Genomic DNA, 18618 nt, shown 5'->3' with positions numbered 1-18618 from the left:
GTCGAACTGCTTGCAGCGGACGCCCGGGAGCAAGGCGACGGCGAGAACCTTGCCCTGGCGAAAGTGGTCGCAGGACTTCTTGGCGTCTCGTCTGACGACATCTTCCGCCGCGCCGAGCGCGAACGGCGACGCAAACAGCGCAGTTGGATCGCCGGACTTTCGGCCGTGGCGATCATGCTGTCCGGACTCGCGGTGTGGGCCGAAATCAACCGCCGCGAGGCCGTGGCCCAGCGCGAAGTGGCCGAGCGAAACTTCGCCATCGCTAAGCAAGGCGCCAATTCGCTCATCTTCGACATCGCCCAGGCGCTACGAAATCAACAAGGCATGCGCACGGAGACCGTGCGCAAGATTCTCGGCACCGCCGAGGAGGTCATAGATAAGCTCGCCGACCGGTCGGATGGCAGTCCGGACCTGCTGCGGCTTCAGTCCGCAATGTTCAATGAGTTCGCGAAGACATACGCCACGCAAGGCGACACGGCCAAGCAGGAGGAGGCGGCACGAAAGTCTCTCGCCATCGTCGCGCGCTTGGCCAAGGCAGACGCCAACAATGCGGAGTGGCAGCGCGATCTGTCGATATCCTACGACAGAGTCGGCGACGTGCTGGCGGCGCAAGGCGATCGCGCCGAGGCGCTTAAGGCTTATCAAAACAGCCTCGCCATCAGAGGACGGCTGGTCGAGGCAGACCCCAGCAATGCGGCCTGGCACGATCTCTCGGCGACCTACGACAAAGTCGGCGAGTTGTTTGTGACGCAAGGCTATCTCGCCGAGGCGTTGAAGGCCTATCAAATCAACCTTGTCATCAGAGAGCGCTTGGTCGAGGCCGACCCGAGCACTACGGACTGGCGGTATGACCTTGGCATTAGCAATGAACGCATCGGCGATGTTCTTACGGCGCAAGGGGACCTGGCAGCCGCTATGGACTCATACGAGGCAAAGCGGACAATCATTGCGAAGCTGGTCAAGACCGACCCCGGCAATGCCTGGTGGCAGCGGGATCTCGCGGTCGGCTACGATAAGGTCGCCAATGTGTTGGTGGCGCAGGGCAATCTCACCGAGGCGCTGAAGGCCTACAAAGAGGGCCTCGCCATCAGAGATCGGCTGGTCGAGGCCGACCCCGGCAATGTGGGGTGGCAGCGCGACCTCTCGGTGTCCAACGAACAGCTCGGCGACATTTACGAGGCGCAAGGGAGGCTCGATGCCGCGCTTGATCGGTACCGGTCAAGTCTTGACCGCATGATCCCCATTCGGGACGCGGATCCGGCGAACCCGGGCCTGCAGCGCTTCACGTCGGTGACTCTCGATAAGATCGGCGACGTTCTGAAAGAGCAAGGCAAGCTCGCGGAAGCGCTGGAAGCCTATAAGGACGGTCTCGCCACCGCCGAACGCCTGGTCGAGGCCGACCCCGGCAATCTCGAATGGCGGCGTGGTCTCTCCGTCTCATACAACAGGATCGGCGACGTGCTGACGGCGCAGGGCTATCTCGATGCGGCGTTGGAGGCCTATCGGGAAGGCCTGGGCATCGCTGAATGGTTGGCCGCGAAAGACACCGCCAATGCCAATTGGCGCCGCGATCTCTCCGTATCCTATGAAAGGATCGGCAACGTGCTTTTGGCGCAAGGCAATCCCGATGCGGCGCTGAAATCCTATCGGGACAGCCTCGTCATCAGAGAGCGTCTGAGTGAGACCGACACTGGCAATGCCCAGTGGCAGCGCGATCTCTCTGTCGCCAACAACAAGGTCGGCAGCGTGCTCGAAGCCCAAGGGAAGCTCGTCGAGGCGCTGAAGGTCTACCAGGATAGCCTCGCCATCAGTGAGCGTCTGACTGAGACCGACCCTGAGAATGCCCGATGGCAGCGCGATCTCTCCATGGCCAGCAACAATGTTGGCGACATGCTGATGATGCAAGGCAAAGTCGGCGAAGCATTGGAGGTCTACGAGGCGGGCTTTGCCGTGGCCGAGCGCTTGGCCAAGTCGGATCCAAGCAACAGTCAATGGCAACGCGATCTGTGGCTATTCCATATTAAGATTGGGAGCGGGCTTAGAGCGCGAGGGATTCCTGCCGCTGCACTCGCATCCTACGATCACAGCTTGACCATCATCGAGCGCTTGGCCAAGGCCGATTCGAGCAATAGCGACTGGCAGCGCGATCTCGCCCTTAGCAATCGGCATATTTCCTTGGTGCTGGAGGAACAAGGCAAAGACGCACAGGCGCTCGACCGGTATCGGCAGGCACGCGCGATCATTGCGCGGCTTAAGGAACAATCCCCCGATGACGCTACGTTGCACAGTGAGTTCTCCTGGCTCGTTGAACGGATCGCGGCGCTAGAGGAAGCACAACCAGGCGAACCGGCGCCAGAGCAACCAGAACAAGCGGTGCAGTGAGCCCTAGCCCTTGGCCTCGACGCAGATGCTCGGGGAGAGGTACTCCCGGAGCGGGACGTCCTTCCTCCAGACATTTTCGTAGAAGCTGGCGGGCCAGATCAACGCACCGACAATCGGGGAGGGGTAGTTCGCCGTGACTTTCGGAACCATGCGCGGGGGATCGCAATGGGTTCCCGTGAAGCTCTGGCCCGCGACGATCGCGATGCCGAGCACAAGGTACAGGACAGCCAAATTGCCAATCGCGTTTTTCAAGGCCTTGCCCTCCGTCGCAGTGGTCGAGGGCCAAAGGAACGGGCGCCCCCCCACCCGGCGATTGATAGGGCCGAATATGGCGAGGGCAGACCTGCGGTTCAACTTGGCCAAACGTCCCCTTGGCAAGCCTCCCCTTGGCAAGCCTCCCCTTGGAATGACCCTGCATCCGATATACTGATCTGCGGCTCTCATTGTTGAGCCCTAAGGAGTTCAGTATGAAGCCGCGTTCGCTCCCCTGCTTCCATCTTGCACTTGGCCTCGTCCCAATAATTCTGACGCTGTCTCCCGACGCGGCGCTAGCCAACCGCCGGGCCTGTCAGACCCTCGAGCAGGGCTATGCCCAGATCGCGCGGGGCGCGAGCACCGTCCAGGTCAACAACACGCTGTTCTCGGCCACCGACAAAGGGTGCCAAGAGCTGGCCCTCCTGGCTTTGAAGGACGGCGCATCTCTTGAGGCGCGAGACCGGTTCGGGTCTAAGCCCCTGGCGCACGCGGCCGCCTCGGGCCAGGCAGACTTGGTAGCCCTGTACCTCGATCACGGCGCACCGATCGACGCCCGAAACCTCGACGGCTCGGCCGCGCTCTTTAAGGCCGCCGAAAATGGGCGGGTCGAGATCGTGAAGCTCCTGGTGGAGCGAGGGGCGCAAGTGGACCTTCCCGGCCGCAGCGGCATCGCCCCGCTTGCGGCGGCCGCCTATATGGGCAGCGAGCCCATTGTCGCCTATTTGATCGAAAAGGGCGCCGATCCGAACTGGGTGGACGCTACGCAGAAGACGGCGATCGTTTACGCGGCGGGACGTGGATTCCTGCCTGTGACCCGGCTGCTTCTGGACAAGGGTGTCGACATCAACGCCCGCTACGGCAACGATCTCACGGTGCTGATGTGGACGGCAGGGCATTCGAGCGAGGCAGGTGTCTTGGATATCGTCGACGTGACGAAGCTGCTCCTCGATCGCGGCGCCAACATCGATGATCGGGATAACCGCGGCCGCACCGCGCTCATGATCGCCGCCGAGTTGAACCACGCCGCCGTCGTCGATCTCCTACTCGAACGCGGCGCGGACAAGACTCTGCGCGATGCGCAAGGCAAATCGGCGGCCGATCTGACGACGCTAACGGCGCTCCGCGAGAAGCTGGCAGCTGCGCGCTAGCCGTCAGCGGCCTCCGCGGCCGAGATACTGGTCGATCTGCAGGCCTGCCAGGTACTTGGAGAGCGGCTCAAGATCCTCTTTCGGCGTCGCCTTCATCAGATCCGACATGCCGGGATTGTTGCCGCGCGAGCCGTCGCGGAACGCCAACATCTGGCTGAGGAGATATTCCTGCCACTGACCCGCGAGACGGGCCGTCGTGCCGTCGCCTTGGAAGTGATCAAGATGACAGCCGCGGCAGCCGATCGACTTTGCGGCAGACTCGGCCTTGGCAGCGACATCGGACGGCGCCGAGGCCTGACCGAGATTGGGCCACTTCTTCTTCGTGAAGTAGGCCGCAAGATCGTACATGTCCTGCCTCTCGAGGTCCGCGACGATGGGCTCCATCAGGGGGCTCTTGCGCGTGCCCTTCTGGAAATCGCGCAGCTGCAAATAAAGGTAGCCCTCGTCCTGACCCCAGATCACCGGCGTCGTGGTGTTGATCGGCACGCCGTCGGCACCGTGGCAGGTGGCGCAGAGTTGTGCCTTCTGCTCGATGTCGTCGGCGGCGATGGCGCTGCCCCCTATCACTAGGGCGGAAGCGAGGAGCACAACAGTCAAGGCCCAGTCTGAAATTCGAGACATTGTTATACTTCCCGCAAGGTAGGCATGGAAAAGGACGGGGCACGATCATGCCCCGTCCTCTCGTTTTTTCCTGAACGAAAACGCGATCAGTCAGCCGTAAAGGCGATGATGTTGTTTCCGCGCTTGAAGTCGATCTGGGTGTTACCCCCGGCACCGACTACGATGTATTCCTTGCCGTCCACCGAGTAGGCGGCAGGCGGCGCGTTGACGCCGGCGCCGGCAAAGAACGACCACAGCACGTCGCCGCTCTCGGCATCATAGGCCCTGAACCAGCCGTCGCCTTCACCCGTGAACACGAGCCCGCCGGCCGTGGCTAGCGCGCCGCCCATCATCGGCAGCGGCGTTTTCTTCTGCCATTTGATCTTGCCGGTGTTGTAGTCGACGGCAGTGACGTTGCCGAACTGCTCGGAACCGGGGATCACCTTGAAGGCGCCACCGAGCCAGAGCTTGCCGCCCGGATAGGGCGAACTCTCGACGTGGTAGGTCATCGGCTGATGCAGATTCACCGCATAGCTTAAGCCCAGGTCGGGGTTGACCGCCATGGGTGACCACTCCACGCCGCCATTGGCGCCGGGCAGCATCTTGGCACCTTCTGGCGTCGGCAGGGTCCACATGCCCGTCTGGTCCACCATCGCTTCGGAGAAGCGGATGAGGCTGCAGTCGTCGCGATTGTGGACATAGACGTTGCCGGTCTTGCCCGCGTGGATCACGCCGGGGACCGATTTGCCGTCCTTATTCTTCACATCGACCAGGATCGGCGGGCTGACGGAGTCCAAGTCCCACACGTCATGTGCGATGTATTGGAAGTGGCACACATACTCGCCAGTGTTGAGGTCAACTGCCACGAGCGAGTCTGTATAGAGATTGTCACCCGGACGGATCGAACCGTCGAGATCGGGCGACGGGTTGCCGACGACGAAGTAGATACGCTTGTTCTCGAGATCGACAGCCGGATTCTGCCACACACCGCCGCCGAGGGTCTTGTAGGGGTCGCCCAGCTTCTTGAGCGCCGCCTTCTCCGCCTCGATATCGCGATGCATATCCTTGCCCGTGGCGTCATGGGTCGCCCAGACGCCAACGGAGTTCTCCGGAATTGTGTGGAAGTTCCACACTTGCTTGCCCGTCTCGGCATCGTAAGCGCGGACGAAACCGCGGATACCATATTCACCGCCGTTGGTGCCGATCAGGATCTTGCCGTCGACCGCAGTCGGCGCCATCGTCTCCGAGTAGCCCAGTTCCGGATCGGCGATCTGCGTTTCCCAAACAAGGCTTCCGGTTTTGGCGTCGAGCGCGACGAGCTTGGCGTCGAGCGTGCCCATATAGACCTTGTCTTTATGGATGGCGACGCCGCGATTGTTGGGACCGCAGCAATAGGTCGTAACGGGACCCATCTTGTGCTTGTAGTGCCAGAACTGCTCGCCCGTCTTCGCATCGATCGCGTAGACGTGGTTGAACGACGTCGTGACGTACATCACCCCATCGACGACGATCGGCGTCGTTTCCAGTGACTCGACGACCTCGGTTTGGAAAATCCAGGCCGGGCGAAGCTTGCCAACATTCGACTTGTTGATCTGCTTGCCTTGATAGTACCGGGTCTGCTCGTAGTTCAGATTGGTGTGAAGATTGTTCTTCGTGTCCGTCGCCGCGCCACTGAGCATGTCCTGCGACACGGATGGCACAGGTGCTTCTCGGGTTGTGGTCGTCGCGACGGTTTCGGTTTCAGCTCCAGCCAAGGCCAGAGTCGTTCCGGCAAGGCTCAACGCTAGCGCGCCAACAATCGTGGCGGCTGTCTTACAACTCCCCATGTTTTCCTCCTTGGGTGCACCCGATCCAACCGACCGTGACCAGCCGGTAGCTCCAGACGGGTTCGCACCAAGAAGCGTGCGCGCCACTCGGGAAGTTGTCAACGAATCCATGCCAAAATTCAAACAACAGGCAGCATGTACGCAGCGCTTGTTAGCTGTTATTCCCGTAGGAGTTGCTAAGTACAACACATCAGAACGGGTAGACTCCCGGCCGCATCCTCGCTCGTCGAGAGAGCCTTGGTGTGTCAGCAGGTTATCGTATGGCGTTCCACTTTCCCGCCGGTTTTCCCGGACCACCGAGGCAGACTTGGGGATGTCTGCTTATCGCCGGATTTCTGGGCTTTTGTCTCTCCGGCACCCTCCCCGCGGTTGCGGTGGAGGATGCGCCAAAGGCAGCAGCGGACAAGCCCACTTTGGTCCCGATCGGCTACCTCAAGCAGGAGGTGGAGGAACTCATTCCCCTGTCGCGCTTGAACGCGAAGCCTGACGATTTGGGCATCGCCGGCGCGGAAATCGCGCTCAAGGACAACAACACGACGGGGAAGTTCACCGGCCAGAATTTCATGCTCGACGTCGAACGCATCCCGGTCAGTGGAGACGCCGTCGCCGCGCTTCGAAAGCTCGTCGCGACCGGCCACCATTTCGTGCTCGTAGACGCGCCGGCCGATGTGCTGCTGCAGCTCTCGGACTCGGTCAAAGGACAAGACGTCCTCCTCTTCAACGTCAGCGCACCGGAGGTCCGCCTGCGACAGGAGGACTGTCGTGCAAATGTGCTGCACACCGCGCCCGACCTCGCCATGCTTGCCGATGCCCTGGCCCAATACCTGGTTTGGAAGAAGTGGCAGCGCTGGCTCGTGGCGAAAGGCGTCTCGCCGGAGGACAAGGAGTATCTCGAAGCGATCCGGCGCTCCGCAAAGCGCTTCGGCGCAACCATCGTCGAGGAGCGCCCATACGAGGCGACGCCGGGAGCGCGCCGCTCCGATACCGGCCAGCAATTGATCCAGTTGCAAATGCCGGTCTTCACCCAAGGCGCACCGTCTTACGACGTGCTGATCGTGGCCGATCGGCGGGAGTTCTTTGGACCCTATTTACCGTTCCGCACTTGGGACCCGCGTCCGGTTGCCGGCACCGCCGGCCTCGAGGCCATGAGCTGGCACCCGGCGCACGAGCAATGGGGCGCCACCCAGATGCAGAACAGGTTCCAGCGCTTCGCCCAACGCTTCATGTTGCCCTTGGATCACCAAGCCTGGATCGCGGTCCGCGCCGTTGGCGAAGCCGCATCGCGAACCCAGTCGGGAGACTACGCGCCCATCAACGCCTATATCCGCGGAGACAAGTTCGATCTCGCGGCGTTCAAAGGGCAGAAGGTCACCTTCCGAAAATGGGACGGCCAACTCCGCCAGCCGATCATCATCGCAGGGCCAGAGTTGCCCGTGTCGACCTCACCGCAAAGCGGCTTCCTGCACGAGCACGAAGAGGTCGATACGCTCGGCATCGACGCGCCGGAGAGCAAATGCGAACTTCAATAAAAGCGAGCGGGCACCATGCCTTGCTCATAATGTCCCCGGGAGGGAACCGTGACAGCATCACGCCTTGCAGCATTCCTCATTGCAGCAGCCGGGTTGGGCTGGGGTGCCGTCCCGGCGCACGCCTACACCGTCTATGTCTCCAACGAAAAGGGTAACTCCCTCACTGTCATCGACAGCGAAACCCTCCAAGTCCTGACGACAATTCCCGTAGGTCAGCGTCCGCGCGGCATCATGCTGTCCAAGGACGACAAGACGGTGCTGATCTGCGCAAGCGACTCCAACACCGTCCAAGTTCTTGACGTCGGCACGCGGCAGATCGTAGCCGAGCTCCCTTCGGGACCCGACCCGGAGCTGCTGAATATTCACCCCTCCGGCAGCCCGATCTACGTGGCCAATGAGGACGACAATCTGCTCACTGTCATCGACCTCAACACGAAGGCGGTGTTGGCGGAGGTCGAGGTCGGCGTGGAGCCGGAAGGCGTCGGCGTCAGCCCTGATGGAAGTACCGTGGTGGTGACCTCGGAGACCACCAACATGGCCCATTTCATCGATACGGAGACATATGAAATCACCGACAACGTGCTCGTCGGGACGCGGCCGCGCTTCGCCGAATTCACCGCGGACGGGGAGCAATTATGGGTGAGCTCGGAAGTGGCCGGGACAGTCTCGGTGATCGATGCTAAGACCCGCGAGATCATCAAGGTCATCGACTTCGAGGTCCCGGGCGTGCAGCAGATCTATATCCAGCCCGTCGGCGTGCGCGTTACGAAGGACGGGACGAAAGCCTTCGTGGCTCTGGGCCCCGCCAATCGCGTGGCGGTCATTGACGCGAAGACGTTCGAGGTCGAGGACTATCTGCTTGTGGGCAAACGTGTCTGGCAGCTTGCCTTCACCCCGGACCAGAAGCTCCTGTTCGCGACGAACGGGAACAGTAACGATGTGTCTGTGATCGACGTGGCGCGCCAAAAGGTGACCAAGTCGATCCCGACGGGAACCGCGCCCTGGGGCGTAACGATATCGCGACAATGAGCCGATCGACGAAATCATGCGGGCTTGTGGCCGGCTGCCTTGCGGCCGTGCTCATGATGCTGTTCGGGGGAAAAGCCGTAAGCCAGGAACCCGTAGCGCCGCCAAAGGTCACCGCGACCTCCGTGTTCGTGATGAATGCCGATACCGGCCAAGTTCTCTACGCCAAGAGCCCGCACAAGGTCTTCCGGATTCTGAGCCTCACCAAGCTCGTCACGGCCTATATCTTGGTGGACCAGATGGGAGACCGCCTGTCGGAGACGGTGACGATCGACCGGCCGCATCTGACCGGAGGTTCTTCGGCCGGCCTCAAGCGCCTCGACGTCTGGACCTTGCAGGATCTGCTCTATGGCATGGTGCTGGTCTCCGGCAACGATGCCTCGCTCGCCATTGCCGACCATGTGGGACACGACCTGCTCGCCCGGGAAAACAAGCGCGGCGATTCCATGAAGCGCTTCGTCGAAGAGATGCGATCCACCGCCAAGGCGCTGGGAGCCGAGAATGCGCAGTTTGCCGATCCATACGGTCTTTCTCCGGCCAACGTAGCCACTGCCCGCGACATGGGCCTGATTGCAGCGGGCGTCTTCACCGATTCCAGGCTCTTGCCGGCTTGGGCCTGCACCGAGCGCACGCTCCAGATCGACGGAAAGACGCGGCGCACGGTCACTCTCAAGACCAGCCTCGAAATTCTCGCCGAAGACGGCGTCCTGGGTGCCAAGACCGGCTCCCATTTCTCTAAGGGCATCTTCAATTTGGTGACCGCCTGGCGCGCCCCGAACGGCCAGACCATTGTCGGCGTGGTCTTGGGAAGCACGAGCAACGCTGCCCGCTATGACGAAATGCAGGCAATCATGGCCGCCCTGCCGCAAGAGTTCCCGCCCCTCGCCAAGCCTCCTGCGGAGGACACGCCGCAAGACAACGGGCCGGCGTGCCGATAATCGAATACAATCCGCCATCGCCCTGCCGCAAACCTGAGACAGCGTGTGTAGAGCAGGCCGGGAGCAGAAGGGGGCGCAGATGATACCATTCCATACAGGACCGCTAATCGTGCTCGCCGCGATAGCATCCCTCGCCCTTGCGAGCCCCTCGGCGGCTTGGGCGCAGGCCGGCACGGTCAGCAAGGACATGCAGACCTACTGCGTGAACGACTACAAGAAGTTCTGCGGCGACTGGGGCCTGAACTCCAGCGGTCTCAACCTTTGCATGCGCAAGGCAGGCCCGAGCCTGTCGCCGGCTTGCGTGCAAGCCCTCGTCAAGGCCGGCAAGGTCTCGCAAGCGGAAGTCGACAAGGTCAAGGCACAGGCCAAGGGGCGGTGATGACCGAGTTCGATCCGGCGGCTGGCCGGGCGCATCTGACAAATCCTAAACCGGGAACAAGGACGAAGACGATGAACCGATCTCTCTGCCTGAGCGTACTTGTTGCCCTGACCCTCTCCGGTCCCCCCGCCCTTGCCGCGGAGACCTGCACCCAGATCGTTTCGACGGGGCACCCTCAATATCCAGCCATCGCCTTCAAAGAGGGCGACCGAATTGTTGGCGCCGCGCCGACCCTGGTCGAGACCATTGCCAAGGATGTCGGTGTCCCGCTCAGCTCCAAATACGAGGGCACGTGGGCCGAAGCTCAGGAGGCCGCCCGTGAGGGTAAGGCCGACTTGATTGTCGGCGTCTATTACAACGACGATCGCGCGCAATATCTCGACTATGTCCGGCCGGCGTTTGTCTACGATCCGGTCGTGGTCTTCGTCGCCAAGGACCGCAAGTTCTCCTTCAAGGACCAGCAGGACCTAGTCGGCAAAAAGGGCGCCACGAATAAAGGCGAGAGCTACGGCACCGCCTTCGACGCCTTCATGAAGGACAAGCTGACGGTAACCCGGACAGACGGCATCAGTGCGGCCTTCGACGCGCTCCTGAAGGGTGACGTGGACTACGTGATCGCCGGCTTCTACCCTGGCGACGCCGAAGCCGCGAAGAGCGGGATCGAGGACAAGATCGAGGCCTTGGAACCCGCGCTCCTGTCAGCCGAAATGTTCGTCGCGTTCTCCAAGAAATCGCCTTGCGCGTCCATGGCGTCCAAGTTCGGGGACGGCGTCACCAAGCTGACCACCGACGGCAGCTTCCATCAAATGCTGACCGACGCCATGGCCGAGTGGGATGCGAAACATAAGGAAAAAAGCGGCGCCCAGTAATCAGGGGGGCCCTTGGGATCTTGCGGAACCACCCCGGTGGATTGGGATGCCGGGCCGTGTCATAATCTCCCGGAGGGAGTAGCGTAGATGGCCGAGCACAAGATTCTCGGAATTATTCTTTCCGTCGGCCTGCTGATTGTCGCGGGTATCTTTTGGATGCTTGACGACACAGAGACGGCGCCAGACGATCCCGGAGCCGAGACCGTTGCGGTAGCCCCTCCCGAAACGTCAACGGATACCAAGTCGGCCGCGCCGCAGATCGTCGGTGAGCCGCTGGAAGAGGCAATGGCCGGCAAGGTCCTCGTCTCCAAGCGGCCCGTCCAGGTTCTGGCCGAGCCGTCGGCGTCTGCGTCGGCGATGTTTGGCTTCCCCGCGGGCCGGCCATTCCGGGCAATCAGCCGCAAGGACGGTTTTATCCGCATCCAAGACGTGAGAAGCGGGGCAAGCGGCTGGATCGAGGAAGCGGCGCTCGCGCCGGCTCCAACCATGCCGGTCGAAGTGGCCCCGAGTTCCGCGCCAACACAAAGGTCTGCAACCTCCGGAAGCCAGCCCTCGAAAAAGCGGTCCTCCGAGCCCGAGACGGCTGCCCGCGAGCCGGAGCCCGCGCCCCAGCGCCGTGGCCTCTTTGGCGGTGGTGGGATTCTCGGCGGTCTGTTCGGCGGCCGCTAACCCGGCACGACCTCTTCGTCGCGGATCGGCTCCCCCGCAGAGTCCTCGAACTCCCCTGCCACAAGAGACAAGCCCGCGCGCCGGCGCCCTGGGGCTGACCTCCATCAGAGCTTTGGGCACGGAGAGGGGAACGCTGGACCCGAATGGAGCGTTTTACGCACATGGATACAGCCTCGGAACTCTCAACCCGATCACGAATCGGGCTCGTGATCTATGGCATGACGAATGCGGTGCTGTTCGGCATCGGCATCGTTCTCGTACTGTCGATCGAAGCCCTGTCGCAGCACGCGTGGGTTTTGATCCCGCTGGTGGTGGTGGTGAGCTTGATCGTCGCTTGGCCGATTGCTTGGTGGGTGGCGCCGCGCTTGCGGAAGCCCTTGTGGCGCAGGCGGGAGCTTGCCGTCGAAGGAGAGCCTGTCGGCACCCCGGAGGAGCGACGGGAACTCGCTGCTAAAGCGGCCGGCCCGTCCCGACCGGAACACCGATAATCAGGTCGACGCTGGCGGACTCCACGCCCGCCGGTTGCGGTTCCGTCCAGGATTTGCGCTCATTGTCGAGATGCGCCCCGAGCCACACGAGTACGATCGCGCCGGTAAAGGCGAGCAACTCCAGGAGTTGGTAGCGGCGAACGACGCCCCAGACGTTTCTCGGCCGGCGGGGCCTAAAGAAGCGCTTGCGCTGATAATGGGGTGTGATCAGGTGAGCCATCGATGTCTGCTTGGCACGGTTTCCGGCGGGGGGGGGGTTCCGCGCCGGGGCTCATCGGTATACGAGTGATCTCCAAAAAAACCGTTCACTGCGGGCTCCGACGGCCATCCGGCGCCGGGCAAATCGACTCAAGGTGAGCAAATCGTTGACGGTGGAAACGCATGCGCCTGCTTCTCGTCTCCGATCTCCATTATTCGCTGCCGCTCTTCGATTGGGTCGCGGAGGTGGCCGGCGATTTCGACGTCGTCGTCATGGCCGGCGATCATCTCGATCTCGCCTCGCTGGTGGACGGGCGCGCTCAGGCCGCGGTCGTGAAGAAGTATTTCAGCCGGATCGAAGCCAAGACGCGCCTCCTGATCTGCTCCGGCAATCACGACCTCGATTCCAAGAACGCCGCCGGCGAGAAGATGGCCAAGTGGCTTCTGGGCGCCCGCAACAAAGGCGTGCTGTCGGACGGGGAGTCGCTCGCGATCGGTGACACATTGTTTACCATGTGCCCTTGGTGGGACGGCCCCGTGTCGCAAGCGGAGGTCGGCGCGCAACTGGCCGATGCCGCGAAGGAGCGGCGGAAGCGGTGGATTTGGATCTACCACGCGCCACCGGCGGACTCTCCGGTCGCTTGGGGCGGCCAGCGCTACTATGGCGACGATGCACTGCAAAAGTGGATCAAAAAGTATCAACCCGACATCGTCATGTCCGGCCACGTCCATGAGGCGCCCTACGTGGAGAACGGCTCATGGGTCGACCGCATCGGTGCGACTTGGATCTTTAACACCGGACACTATCTGGGCGCACCTCCGGCCCATATCGTCATGGATACCGAAGCCGGCGAGGCGCTGTGGTTCTCCGCCGCCGGAAATCAATACATCCGCCTTGAAGAAGAACTCACGCGCCCCGTGCCGAAACTGACGGCATTGCCGGATTGGCTCACAGCCGGGGATCCGCCTCCCGCTCCGAGCCAAGGCTGAAGTCCTCATCCTGCTGGTGGATCAGCACGTCCAGCACCTCTCCAACCATGCCGAGATGATTGCTCTGATGCTCAAACTGCCGCTTGAGATCGGCGAGATAGGTCGTGGCCGCATTCAGCCGTCCGGCAAGGAGACGGCCCACATGGAAAGCGATCTCCGGATTTGAGCGGAGAAAGCTCTCGGCGTCGTCGAAAGCGTGGACCTTGATCGGCGTCAGCGCGCGCACCGTTGCCGTGTGTGGCCGGTTGAGCAGGACGGACATTTCGCCGAACACCGCGCCTGGTTCCTCCACGACGGCGACCTGCGTCTCGCCCCGTAGCACTTCGATGGAGCCGGACTTGAGCACGTAGAGGTGACCCGACGTGTCACCCTCGGGCAATAGCACCGAGCCGGCCGCCAATTCCAAGAGCGGCGCGTCCCGGCACATGTCGAGAATTGAGCCCATTGGCCGAGCGTATCGCCCGCGCGAGACTTGTCAAACGGCCCGATTCTCAGGCTGCGGCCGCAGCCCTACTGACCGCTGAGGAAATTATCCAGGATCTGCTTGGCCGCATCCTCGGCGTCGATGTTCTTCTTTTTCTTGGCCGACTTTTTCTTATTGGATTTCTTGGATTTTGGCTGCGCATCGGGCGGTGCCGCCGCGTCCGTTTCCGGCGTGGGCGCCGCTTGCGTGCCGCCGAGCAAGCCGCCAATTCCCCCGATCAACGCGTCCTTGTCGATTTTGCCGTCTTTGATCGCGTTCGACAGCGCCCCGGCGCCAGTGCCATCGAGGCCCGGCAGATTTTTCACGCCCTTGCCGAATTCCTTGTAGCGCTGATAGGCCTCGGCCGGATTCTCCAGGATGCCCTTGATGTCCGGGTAGAATTTCGGGTGCGACCACGGACCGACAATCATCACCGGCACGCCTAGACCCGCCATATCCTTCTTGCCCCCCTGCCCTTCAAGCGAGGCAACGAGCTGCGGATCGACGCGGAATTTAAGCGTCTTCCCCGGAAGGTCGACCGTACCGGCACCGTTCATGCGCACGAGCGGACCGACCAAATGCAAGTCCTTGGTCGTGGCCTGACCCTTGGCAACCTTGAAGGTCGCGCCGAGCGAGGCGAAATCCGTCTTCTCTGCTTCGCTGCCCTGCCACCCCTCGACGACGCCCGTGCCGAGACTGCGAATCATTTTAGCGATATTGACTCCGCGTATGGCGCCGTTGGCAAATTCGAGGTTGGCGTTGCCGCTCAGCGCGGAGACGATGGCCCGCTGACTTGCCCCGTAGCCGCTCAGATCCATCGACATTGTTCCTCGGCCTTGCAACCGCTCGAAGCCGACCGCGTCACGCAGGAACGGATACGCATCGAACTTGGCGAGCGAAAGCTTGACGCGCTGCGCCGGCGTCTTGCCGCTGGCATCAACCGCGATCGCCACATCGCCTGCACCCTCATAGAGCTTGAACTTCGACAGGGTGGCGTTCAGCTTCCCGCCATTGAGCGTTGCTTGCAGCGTCACCGGCGCAATTTTGATCTGGTCGTAGATAAGCTGCTCGGCGGATATACTGAATTTGCCGTCGACCGCCTTGAGCGGCGAGAAGTCGATCTTGTCGTTGCTCCATCCCGCATTCGCCTTTTTCCCGCCGCCGCTTGAACCGCCGCCGGCGCCGCCGTTCGACGGCTTCGACTTCGCGGTGCCGGTGAGCGCATTGACGTCGAGGGTCTTCGCAGCCAGCGCCGCGACAACGTAGGGAACTTTATTGGCGAGATTGGCGGACACCTGCCCGGCCAGAACCGTGCCGCGCACATTGGCGCGCAGCGGATTGATGGTGACAATATTGTCCTTATAGACGGCGTTGCCGGCGAAGGTGTCACGGCCCATGGTGGCCGTGAACTGGCTCAAGGTTGCGGTGTCATCTTTATAGACCGCGGTCCCTGACAAGGTCTTGTCGCCGGACTTCGCGCTGAACTGAGTGAGCGTCACCGTGTCGTTCTTGTAGGACGCTGTGCCGCTCACGCTCACCGGCGCATCGAGCATGCCGGGCGCGGAGGCCGTGATCCGCACCGGGGCGGACGCACCTTCGAGGAACTGTCCGAAGGTTCCGATCGAACCGTTGGCCTCCATCGCCTTGCCATCGAAGATGGCGCTCGTCTCGAACGACAGCGGCGCGTCGTATCCTGGAAGCGATGCATCGAGATTGAGTTTTTCGACGCGCTTGCCCGGTTCGCCGCCGGAGGCCGGCAGGATCACCGTACCGTTTTCAATGACGAGCTTGTCGAGCGTGAGGTTCCTGAGCTTCTCGGCGATACCCGCCGTCCCGCTATTGCCGCCGCCGGCGGCCGTGCCTTGGCCGGCGTCAGGCGCGGCACCTCCCGAGGGGGCCGATGCCGTGCCGGTCTGCGGTACGGCGATGACCGGGTCGACGAGCGTGACCTCGGTCACCCGCATCTTGCCGTCGAGCAGGCCGCGCAGCATCAAGCCGAACTTGAGCTTTTTGGCCGTGGCGAACTCGGCATCGCTGCCGGTGGCGGGCTGCGCGACCCCGACATCCTGGGCAACGAGATCGAGCGAGGGGAAGAACGTGATGTCGACAGGACCGCTGACCCGGAGCCGGTAGCCGGTGTTCGCCTCCACCTGCGCGAAGAGCTGATTGCGCAGCTCCTCGGTGGAGATGAACATAGGGCCGATGAAGACGACGGCCGCGATGAGGACGACGATGGCCGTCAGAATAGAGAAAATGAGCCGCAAGGCGCCCCTCCGCACGTCGAATGCAGGCTGATTCACGAATTACAACCGATTCCCAGGGTAGGGAACAGGCGTTTTGAAGACGACCGCTAGACCTCGGCGTCATTCAGCGCAATAGCCCCGAAATACGGGCAAATGACGGCTAAGATCAAACGGTGGCGGCCGGCCCGGATGGGCTTGCTCTGGAGGGCCGGGGCCCATACACCAGGGGACAGCACCTGCGACGGAGACTTCCTATGCCGCGACTAATACTCCTGCGACACGGCCAAAGCGTCTGGAACCGGGACGCGATCTTTACCGGCTGGACGGATGTCGACCTGTGCGACAACGGCATCGACGAAGCCAAGCGGGCGGCGGCGCTCCTCAAGGAAAACGATATCAAATTCGATCAGTGCTTTGCCTCGTACCTTCAGCGCTCTGTGCACACGCTTTGGATCGTTCTGGATGCGCTCGAGCTCACCTGGCTGCCGGTGCGTCGGAGCTGGCGTCTCAACGAGCGCCATTACGGCGCGCTGCAAGGGCGCAAGCGCGACGAGGTCATGGAAGAGGTCGGCCAGGAGCAGCTGCACATCTGGCGCCGCAGCTACGCGGTCCGGCCGCCGGCGCTTGCCGACACCGACCCGCGCTTTCCGGGCAATCAGTCTAAATATGCCCGCGTTCCGCGCCGGCATCTGCCACTAACCGAAAGCCTGAGAGACACCGTGGCGCGTGTCTTGCCGTTCTGGCAGGAACGCGTCGAACCTCTCTTGATGGATGGACGCACGCCGCTCATCTCGGCCCACGGCAATAGCATGCGCGGACTGGTCAAATATCTCGACGGCATTTCGGATGAGGATATTCCCCATCTCGAAATCCCGACCGGAAAGCCACTTGTCTACGAGCTCGACGATGGCTTGCGTACGATCCGCAGCTTCTATCTGGAGGACGGCCGGGAGGCGCACGCCCTGCCGAAAGCAAAAGTCGCAGCCTCCACCGCGTGAGCGAGAAGCCGCTGCTCCCTATTTGTCGGTGAGCAGCATTACTCCGTCCCAGTTCTCGGCGACGCCGGTTGCACCAAGGGTTTCGGCCCAAGCCAACAGCTCGGATGCGCTGAGGTCCCCCGGCCGAACCCCGCCGGGTGAATGCTGACTAGCGATACAGGTCGCGTGAATATGCGCCGCACGCGCCCTTCAGGCGCGTGTCGCCGCCGAGCGCTTGGCAGATATAGACCTTCTTCAAGGGATCGTTGCGGACCTGTGCGTCGGTCACTTTCCAACCATAGCTGCGCGCCACCCGCGCAATCTCCAGCTCCTGACAGTATGGCGTTGAGATCAGGCCGTTCTTGGTCACCTGAAAGATGCCCTGGCATTTGATCTTCGCCTCGGCGGATTCAGGAACCGCGGCGAGAGCCAGAAACGCGGTGCCGACAACAGCAGTCACGGACGCAAGCATAGGACGTTCACGCATCTTCGCCTCCTTCCACAAGCCTTGCAGCTTGTTGCGTCAGCCCTCGGCACGTCTGACGTTACCATTCCACCGATTGTAGAACGGGAATAAGGCCTTCGTCCCCATTGGCGTAAGCCTCGCCATTCGGCCAGATGGCCGCGGGACTGCCATCGCTGACAAGCGCCCCGTTTTCCAGGGCGAGGCGCGGCAGAGGCAAGCAGACGAACCGCTCGCCGACGATCCAGAATGAGCCGAGACCCGCCATGATGGCGTCCGCGAAGGGCAGATAGGCGTCGTTCAAATCTTCGAGAGCCTCGCTCTCCACGCTCGCGCCGGCGATGACGTCCCGCAAGGCGAACGAAACGAGAGAAGCAACGTTATGGCCCTGCTGGCCCGCCTCACCCGACAGCAGATTGAAGAGCGCCAAGCGGAAGAGCTCAAGATGCAGCGCCTGAGCGATCCGCTCCTCCGCCGCGCGTTGAGCCTCTTGATAGGCTTGCCATACGGCGTCGTCGCGCTGGAGTTCGGCCACAGCCTGATCTTGCATTGCCTGCATGGTCAACGGCCAGCGGCAGGCCTCCGGACTCTCGAAGTCGACTCCTTCGAGCTCGCTATTGGCCTGCCGAGGTCCCATCGCCCAGGTGAAGGACACGTCGCGAAAGCCGATCAGCCGGGCATGCCGGCGTACGGCTTCCTCCACCGCGAGGGGATCGAAATAGGGCCGCTCCGGGTCGACCCCATTCAGCCGCGAAATAATCTTTTCTACTTCATCCACGGCGTTGCCCTCCCGTGAAGCGCCCTCCCTGGGACGCGGCCAACAGAACGCCCAGCCCTTTTTCGGATCTTGGTTCTTGAGACAGCAGCCTAGTTGTCGCTGTCCGCCTCGACGATGATTTTGCCCACCATGCCCCGCTCCTTCATATTTTGGACACCGAATTCGTAGGTCCCGGGCCGGATGGCGACAAATACCAGTTCCGCCTCGCCGACATCCTCGAACGAAATGCTTTCGAGCGTCGGCGTGCTGATTTCGATGTCCTCCGCTTCGATCTTGCGGATGAAGATATTGCGAAAGAACTCAGGGGCTATGACACCATACTCGAAATCCGTCTCTGCCTTGATTTCCCAGCGGTAGCCCTGGCCCACCTTCAGCCGGTACTCCTTGGGTTCCATGT

At 62.1% G+C, this 18618-nt stretch carries 19 protein-coding genes and 1 pseudogene; 11 read left to right on the top strand and 9 right to left on the bottom strand.

Annotated features, from left to right (window positions below; genetic code table 11):
- Window positions 1–2382: tetratricopeptide repeat protein (locus ACSLE4_RS02855; protein ID WP_435902981.1), on the top strand; the 2382-nt coding region annotated here is incomplete at its 5' end.
- 3 nt (window positions 2383–2385) lie between these two features.
- Here ACSLE4_RS02855 and ACSLE4_RS02850 read toward each other — a convergent pair.
- On the bottom strand, window positions 2386–2634 hold the full coding sequence (locus tag ACSLE4_RS02850) for a hypothetical protein (protein ID WP_435902980.1): 249 nt from the start codon (window positions 2632–2634) through the stop codon (window positions 2386–2388).
- A gap of 215 nt (window positions 2635–2849) precedes the next feature.
- On the opposite strand from ACSLE4_RS02850, the gene ACSLE4_RS02845 reads away from it, so the two are divergent.
- Window positions 2850–3785 (top strand): ankyrin repeat domain-containing protein, encoded by a 936-nt coding sequence (locus ACSLE4_RS02845; RefSeq protein WP_435902979.1) that lies wholly within the window; start codon window positions 2850–2852, stop codon window positions 3783–3785.
- A gap of 3 nt (window positions 3786–3788) precedes the next feature.
- Here ACSLE4_RS02845 and ACSLE4_RS02840 read toward each other — a convergent pair whose 3' ends face one another.
- On the bottom strand, window positions 3789–4406 hold the full coding sequence (locus ACSLE4_RS02840) for a c-type cytochrome (RefSeq protein ID WP_435902978.1): 618 nt from the start codon (window positions 4404–4406) through the stop codon (window positions 3789–3791).
- A gap of 86 nt (window positions 4407–4492) precedes the next feature.
- Complete coding sequence (locus tag ACSLE4_RS02835) at window positions 4493–6085, bottom strand: pyrroloquinoline quinone-dependent dehydrogenase (RefSeq protein ID WP_435902977.1); 1593 nt, start codon at window positions 6083–6085, stop codon at window positions 4493–4495.
- A 368-nt stretch (window positions 6086–6453) separates the two neighbouring features.
- Here ACSLE4_RS02835 and ACSLE4_RS02830 point away from each other — a divergent pair, with 368 nt between their 5' ends.
- The 7 genes from ACSLE4_RS02830 (at window position 6454) to ACSLE4_RS02800 (ending at window position 12109) form a co-directional block, all read left to right on the top strand.
- Window positions 6454–7740, top strand: a complete 1287-nt coding sequence (locus tag ACSLE4_RS02830) for an ABC transporter substrate-binding protein (protein WP_435902976.1) — start codon at window positions 6454–6456, stop codon at window positions 7738–7740.
- 48 nt (window positions 7741–7788) lie between these two features.
- The gene (locus tag ACSLE4_RS02825; protein ID WP_435902975.1) at window positions 7789–8769 is read left to right on the top strand and encodes a PQQ-dependent catabolism-associated beta-propeller protein; all 981 of its coding nucleotides are present in this window, start codon (window positions 7789–7791) and stop codon (window positions 8767–8769) included.
- Complete coding sequence (locus tag ACSLE4_RS02820) at window positions 8766–9704, top strand: D-alanyl-D-alanine carboxypeptidase family protein (RefSeq protein WP_435902974.1); 939 nt, start codon at window positions 8766–8768, stop codon at window positions 9702–9704. The genes ACSLE4_RS02825 and ACSLE4_RS02820 overlap by 4 nt, the downstream gene beginning before the upstream one ends.
- 79 nt (window positions 9705–9783) lie before the next feature.
- Window positions 9784–10083, top strand: coding sequence for a hypothetical protein (locus tag ACSLE4_RS02815; RefSeq protein WP_435902973.1), 300 nt, complete (start codon window positions 9784–9786; stop codon window positions 10081–10083).
- Window positions 10084–10154: 71 nt separating this feature from the next.
- Window positions 10155–10952 (top strand): substrate-binding periplasmic protein, encoded by a 798-nt coding sequence (locus ACSLE4_RS02810; RefSeq protein WP_435902972.1) that lies wholly within the window; start codon window positions 10155–10157, stop codon window positions 10950–10952.
- Window positions 10953–11039: 87 nt separating this feature from the next.
- On the top strand, window positions 11040–11621 hold the full coding sequence (locus ACSLE4_RS02805; protein WP_435902971.1) for a hypothetical protein: 582 nt from the start codon (window positions 11040–11042) through the stop codon (window positions 11619–11621).
- 161 nt (window positions 11622–11782) lie between these two features.
- Entirely contained in the window at window positions 11783–12109 is a 327-nt protein-coding gene (locus ACSLE4_RS02800) for a hypothetical protein (RefSeq protein WP_435902970.1), read from the top strand.
- Here ACSLE4_RS02800 and ACSLE4_RS02795 read toward each other — a convergent pair.
- A complete protein-coding gene (locus tag ACSLE4_RS02795; protein WP_435902969.1) occupies window positions 12072–12329 on the bottom strand; it encodes a hypothetical protein in 258 nt (85 codons plus the stop codon). The genes ACSLE4_RS02800 and ACSLE4_RS02795 overlap by 38 nt on opposite strands.
- Before the next feature lie 161 nt (window positions 12330–12490).
- Between ACSLE4_RS02795 and ACSLE4_RS02790 the strand changes: the two genes are divergently transcribed.
- Window positions 12491–13297 (top strand): metallophosphoesterase family protein, encoded by an 807-nt coding sequence (locus ACSLE4_RS02790; protein ID WP_435902968.1) that lies wholly within the window; start codon window positions 12491–12493, stop codon window positions 13295–13297.
- On the opposite strand, the gene ACSLE4_RS02785 is transcribed toward ACSLE4_RS02790, so the two are convergent.
- Both ACSLE4_RS02785 and ACSLE4_RS02780 read right to left on the bottom strand, forming a co-directional pair.
- A complete protein-coding gene (locus tag ACSLE4_RS02785; RefSeq protein ID WP_435902967.1) occupies window positions 13257–13742 on the bottom strand; it encodes a Crp/Fnr family transcriptional regulator in 486 nt (161 codons plus the stop codon). The two genes, ACSLE4_RS02790 and ACSLE4_RS02785, sit on opposite strands and share 41 nt — an antisense overlap.
- 65 nt (window positions 13743–13807) lie before the next feature.
- Entirely contained in the window at window positions 13808–16024 is a 2217-nt protein-coding gene (locus ACSLE4_RS02780; protein WP_435902966.1) for an AsmA family protein, read from the bottom strand.
- A 233-nt stretch (window positions 16025–16257) separates the two neighbouring features.
- On the opposite strand from ACSLE4_RS02780, the gene gpmA reads away from it, so the two are divergent.
- Window positions 16258–17001, top strand: coding sequence for a 2,3-diphosphoglycerate-dependent phosphoglycerate mutase (gpmA, locus tag ACSLE4_RS02775; protein WP_435902965.1), 744 nt, complete (start codon window positions 16258–16260; stop codon window positions 16999–17001).
- A 148-nt stretch (window positions 17002–17149) separates the two neighbouring features.
- On the opposite strand, the gene ACSLE4_RS02770 is transcribed toward gpmA, so the two are convergent.
- The 3 genes and pseudogenes from ACSLE4_RS02770 to ACSLE4_RS02760 all read right to left on the bottom strand — a co-directional run.
- Window positions 17150–17467, bottom strand: coding sequence for a hypothetical protein (locus tag ACSLE4_RS02770; RefSeq protein ID WP_435902964.1), 318 nt, complete (start codon window positions 17465–17467; stop codon window positions 17150–17152).
- 58 nt (window positions 17468–17525) lie between these two features.
- The gene (locus ACSLE4_RS02765; protein ID WP_435902963.1) at window positions 17526–18221 is read right to left on the bottom strand and encodes a hypothetical protein; all 696 of its coding nucleotides are present in this window, start codon (window positions 18219–18221) and stop codon (window positions 17526–17528) included.
- An 89-nt stretch (window positions 18222–18310) separates the two neighbouring features.
- Window positions 18311–18618, bottom strand: a pseudogene (locus ACSLE4_RS02760) (hypothetical protein); the annotation flags it as partial.

The organism is Methyloceanibacter sp. (assembly GCF_051306395.1).
GTDB lineage: Bacteria > Pseudomonadota > Alphaproteobacteria > Rhizobiales > Methyloligellaceae > Methyloceanibacter.
This window is presented reverse-complemented; position numbering and strand designations above follow the sequence as displayed.

What these genes read in the sequence shown, in the direction of transcription:
- ACSLE4_RS02820 (WP_435902974.1), top strand. Translation starts at nt 8,766, where the DNA reads ATGAGCCGATCGACGAAATCATGCGGGCTTGTGGCCGGCTGCCTTGCG.
- ACSLE4_RS02785 (WP_435902967.1), bottom strand. Translation starts at nt 13,742, where the DNA reads ATGGGCTCAATTCTCGACATGTGCCGGGACGCGCCGCTCTTGGAATTG.
- ACSLE4_RS02810 (WP_435902972.1), top strand. Translation starts at nt 10,155, where the DNA reads ATGAACCGATCTCTCTGCCTGAGCGTACTTGTTGCCCTGACCCTCTCC.
- ACSLE4_RS02840 (WP_435902978.1), bottom strand. Translation starts at nt 4,406, where the DNA reads ATGTCTCGAATTTCAGACTGGGCCTTGACTGTTGTGCTCCTCGCTTCC.
- ACSLE4_RS02805 (WP_435902971.1), top strand. Translation starts at nt 11,040, where the DNA reads ATGGCCGAGCACAAGATTCTCGGAATTATTCTTTCCGTCGGCCTGCTG.
- gpmA (WP_435902965.1), top strand. Translation starts at nt 16,258, where the DNA reads ATGCCGCGACTAATACTCCTGCGACACGGCCAAAGCGTCTGGAACCGG.
- ACSLE4_RS02770 (WP_435902964.1), bottom strand. Translation starts at nt 17,467, where the DNA reads ATGCGTGAACGTCCTATGCTTGCGTCCGTGACTGCTGTTGTCGGCACC.
- ACSLE4_RS02790 (WP_435902968.1), top strand. Translation starts at nt 12,491, where the DNA reads ATGCGCCTGCTTCTCGTCTCCGATCTCCATTATTCGCTGCCGCTCTTC.
- ACSLE4_RS02800 (WP_435902970.1), top strand. Translation starts at nt 11,783, where the DNA reads ATGGATACAGCCTCGGAACTCTCAACCCGATCACGAATCGGGCTCGTG.
- ACSLE4_RS02845 (WP_435902979.1), top strand. Translation starts at nt 2,850, where the DNA reads ATGAAGCCGCGTTCGCTCCCCTGCTTCCATCTTGCACTTGGCCTCGTC.
- ACSLE4_RS02795 (WP_435902969.1), bottom strand. Translation starts at nt 12,329, where the DNA reads ATGGCTCACCTGATCACACCCCATTATCAGCGCAAGCGCTTCTTTAGG.
- ACSLE4_RS02815 (WP_435902973.1), top strand. Translation starts at nt 9,784, where the DNA reads ATGATACCATTCCATACAGGACCGCTAATCGTGCTCGCCGCGATAGCA.